We start from the raw sequence: 4,243 nt of genomic DNA on the forward strand, positions 1-4,243 counted from the left end.
CCTGGCCACCGGCGACATCACCATCGACGGCCGTGTCATCAGCCAGGACGAAGGCCCGCGCCCGGGCAGCACGCCCGAGGTGCTGGCCAAGCTCAAGCCCGTCTTCCGCAACGGCCAGTTCGGCGGCACCGTCACCGCGGGCAACTCCAGCCAGATGTCCGACGGCGCCGGCGCCGTGCTGATCGCCAGCGACAAGGCGGTGAAGGAATACAACCTGCAGCCGCTCGCCCGCTTCGTCGGCTACGCCGTGGCTGGCGTGCCGCCGGAGGTGATGGGCATCGGCCCGAAAGAAGCCGTCCCGCTGGCGCTCAAGCGCACCGGCATCAGCCGCGACCAGCTCGACTGGATCGAGCTCAACGAGGCCTTTGCCGCCCAGGCTTTGGCCGTGATGAGGGATCTCGAGCTCGACCCCGCCAAGGTCAACCCGCTCGGCGGCGCCATCGCGCTCGGCCATCCGCTGGGCGCCACCGGCGCGGTGCGCGTGGCCACGCTGGTGCACGGCCTGCGCCGGCACAAGCAGAAGTACGGCATGGTGACCATGTGCATCGGCACCGGCATGGGCGCGGCGGGCATCTTCGAGGCGCTCTGACGCCCGGCGACCATTTCCCTGCCCGATGGGATCACCGCCAAAGCGAAGGGCCCCGACACGGGGCCCTCCGTCCAACCACGGGCCGATGATCAGCCCGAGTGCTTCTCCAGCCACTCGTCGATCGACGGCAGCCGATCCTGGCGGATCATCATGCGGTACTTGATGTTGGCGATCGCCTGGTCGGCCACGCGGCGCGAGGTCGGTGCGATGTACTTCTGCGCGTAATCCTGGATCTTCTGGATCATCTCCGGCTTGGTCGAACTGGCGCCGAGCGCGGGGTAGTAGCGGCTGCTGGAGGTGGAATCCACCAGCTTGTCCACCTGGTCCTTGTGCGCCACGGCGAAGTCGAAGGCCATCTCCGGATGGTGGAAGCCCACCGCGCGGATCATGCCGGCACTGTTGGTGGCGCCCGGCTCGTCGGTGAGCGCCAGCGACAGCGCACGCTGGGCCAGCGCCTGGTCCTCGGGGATCGAGAGCATGCTGTAGAGCTGGTCCTTGATCAGCGGCGTGGTCTCGGCCCTGGCCTGCGCGTGCAGCTGGTCCCAGGTGGCCTGGTCGGCGTGCTCGGCGACGATGGCGGTGAGCGTCTTGCGCAGCGCCACCGGCACGGCGCTGGGGTCGGTCTTCTGCGCGGCGAAGCGACGGCGCGCCTCGTCGATGATCTGCTCATCGCCGAGGCCGGCCAGCGTGCCGATCAACTCCGTGCGCAGGTTGGCCGCCGGCGCGCTCTCGCCCGCCTTGGCCTCCCATCCCAACTTGGCGAACACCGGCCGCAGCTGGCCCACCGCGAAGGTGCGCAGCCGCTGCTGGCGAGCCTGGTCGCCGCGATAGTAGTTGTCCAGCGCGGACAGGTAGCCGGCCACCTCGGCCCACACCTGCGGGTCGGCGTCGGCCGGCGTTGCCGTGATCAGCGCCAGCACGTTGGACACCGGCTCGTTGCCGGCCATGCCCAGCGCCCAGGTATCACCCAGCAGGCCGAGCTGGTCGATCGGAGCGAGTTTCGCAAACTGCCCCTTCAGCGCGTCGAAGTCGTTTTGCGTGTACAGCGTGCGGTAGTAGCCGGTCTGCCCGGCGTTGACCAGCACGGGGCCGCAGCCCGGCACGCTCAGCGTGGCCTTGCCGTCCACCACCATGCTCACCGGTTTGCCGCCGACCGTCTGCGCGATCACCGGCACGTGCCAACGCAGCGGCTGCTTGTTCGGCCGGTCGCGGGTGAACTCGCCCTGGCGCAGCGCGATGCTGGTCTTGCCATTGGCGCACGCGGCGGTGCGCACCTCGATCATCGGAATGCCCGGCTGCAGCGTGAAGTCGTGCGCGATCTGCGTGACCGGCTTGCCGGCGGCCGCCTGCATCGACGTCCACAGATCATCCGACACCGTATTGCCGTGCTCGTGCGCCTTGATGTAGTTGCGCACGCCGGTACGCCAGGCCTCGTGGCCGACATAGCCCTCCAGCATGTGGATCACCGCCTCGCCCTTGGAATAGGTGATCGCGTCGAACGCCTGGCTGGCCTGCTCCACCGTCTCCACGTGCTGCACCACCGGGTGCGTGGTGGCCACCGAGTCCTGTCCCATGGCGCTTTCGCGAATGCCGACCGCGTCCAGGTCGGTATGCCATTCCGGATGCAGCTTCTGGGTGGTGCGCGAAGCCATCCACGAGGCGAAACCCTCGTTCAGCCACAGGTCGTCCCACCAGCTCATCGTCACCAGGTCGCCGAACCACTGGTGCGCCATCTCGTGCGCGGCCACGTTGAATGCGCGCTCCTTGTCACGCTGGGTGGAGATCTGCGGGTTCAGCAGCAACGAGTACTCGAACGTGAAGATCGCGCCCCAGTTCTCCATCGCCGAGAAGAACTGGCTGCGGCCCGGCGCGGCGATGTTGTCCAACTTGGGCAGCGGGTACGGCACACCGAAGTAGTCGTTGTATTCCTTCAGCACGGCCTTGGACGAATCCAGCGCGAACTGCGCCTGGTCGATCATGCCCTTCTGCGTGATCACGCCGATCTCGGTGCCTTCGGACTTCAGCGTCGCGCGCTCGAAGTCGCCCAGGCCGAAGAACAAGAGATAGGTGGACATCTTCGGCGACTGCCCGAAGTGCACCTGGGTCAGGCCATTGCCCAGATCCTTCTTCGAGGCGATCGGCATGTTGCTCACCGCCATCTCGTCGCTCGGCACCGTGGCGGTCAGCGTGAAGGTGGCCTTGTAGTTGGGCTCGTCCCACGAGGGGATGAAGCGGCGCGCGTCGGAGTTCTCGAACTGCGTGTACAGCGCGCGCTTCTTGCCCGCCTTGGTGTCGTAGTCCAGCGCGAAGATGCCGTTGGCCTGCGTGCCGATCTTGCCGCTGTAGGTCATCGCCAGGCGGTAGGTGCCCGCCGGAATCGGGTGGTCGAAGGTGAAGGTGGCGGTCTGCGCCTTCTCGTCCACCGACACCTTCGGCTCGGGAATCGCGATCTTCAGCTTCTCAGGCGTCAGCGACGCCTTGGAGAACGACAAATCCGCGGCGTTGAGCGTGATCGCGCTGGTCGGCTTGGCCACCGTCAGCGTGATCGTCACCTGGCCGTCGAACGTCATCTTCTCCGCATGCGGCGTCACCGCAACGTCGTAATGCAAAGGCACCACCCCGCGCGGCAACTGCGTTGTCGCCAGCCGCGCCTCGGCGGCCGAAGCGGCCCCCAGCGGAGCAAACGCAAGCCCGGCCAGGGCCAGACAGATGGCGGTAGAGAGGTGACGGCGCATAGGGGTCCTTGTGGGATGAGCGGAACGACGAGCCGCGCAGGCGGCACCACAAGGGTGACGAGCGGCTCAGGGCCGCGCGAGTTTTGCCTGAGAGAGCCGCGGGGGGACACGGCCGGAAGTCATGGAATGCACTGACCCGCATCGCTGGGCCACTCTGCCAGCCCGCGCTATGCTCGCCAAGCACTTAACCAAAGGACTAAGGGATCAGGAATGAAGCGCATCTTTCCGGCAGTTGCCGTCCTCATGCTGGCGGCATGCACCAGCGTCAAGGTCAAGCCAGTTGATGGTCATACGGCAATGAATCACGTATGCATCCGAAACAACCCGGCCGTTAAGGTGGACGATTTCGTCATGGTGATGCAGGACGGCTTCCAGCGGCATGGAATCGCCGCCGAGGTCTTCCTCAATGACCCTCCTCCATCGTGTGAATACATCGTGGACTACACCGCCTTGCGGTCGTGGGACTTCAAGCCGTATCTCTCCCATGCAGAAATCCGCATCACTCAGCACGGTCGCCTTGTCGCTTCGGCGACGTATCACCTAAATGGAAAAGGTGGGTTCGACATGGGCAAGTGGCGCGGGACCAAGGCAAAGATCGACCCGGTCATGGACGAACTCCTCGCTGGATTTCACTCGTGAGCGCTGAGCTTGAAGCATCAAAAGGACTTACGGGCATGCCCTGGTGAAGGTCGCGCGCAATGCCGCGCCTTACGCGCGCAAGGCTCGGATCCTTGCGCGCAAAGCACGTGACCTGGCTTCGACGATCCGGTCACCGGCCGGCTTGATCGGCTTCAGGGGCTCGCTGGGCCGCAGCCATGACCCAAAGCAGAACGACTATCAGCGGCTAGCCGGCGGCACGCGGCGCAAACAGGATCACCGCGGCTCCTAGCAGGCAAAGGATGGCGCCGGTGATGTCCCA

The 4,243-nt window shown here is 66.1% G+C and carries 3 protein-coding genes; 2 read left to right on the forward strand and 1 reads right to left on the reverse strand.

Translation table 11 applies throughout. The features are described 5' to 3' along the window. The coding region (locus tag HOQ08_RS11550) for an acetyl-CoA C-acyltransferase (RefSeq protein ID WP_291194805.1) at window positions 1-589 on the forward strand (589 nt) is incomplete at its 5' end. Between the two features lie 89 nt (window positions 590-678). Here the strand turns inward: HOQ08_RS11550 and HOQ08_RS11555 are convergent. After that, the gene (locus tag HOQ08_RS11555; protein WP_291194808.1) at window positions 679-3,324 is read right to left on the reverse strand and encodes a M1 family metallopeptidase; all 2,646 of its coding nucleotides are present in this window, start codon (window positions 3,322-3,324) and stop codon (window positions 679-681) included. A 210-nt stretch (window positions 3,325-3,534) separates the two neighbouring features. On the opposite strand from HOQ08_RS11555, the gene HOQ08_RS11560 reads away from it, so the two are divergent. Beyond that, a complete protein-coding gene (locus tag HOQ08_RS11560; protein WP_291194811.1) occupies window positions 3,535-3,963 on the forward strand; it encodes an Sbal_3080 family lipoprotein in 429 nt (142 codons plus the stop codon). Window positions 3,964-4,243 lie beyond the last annotated feature (280 nt).

The organism is Frateuria sp. (assembly GCF_013362045.1).
Lineage (GTDB): Bacteria > Pseudomonadota > Gammaproteobacteria > Xanthomonadales > Rhodanobacteraceae > Frateuria_A.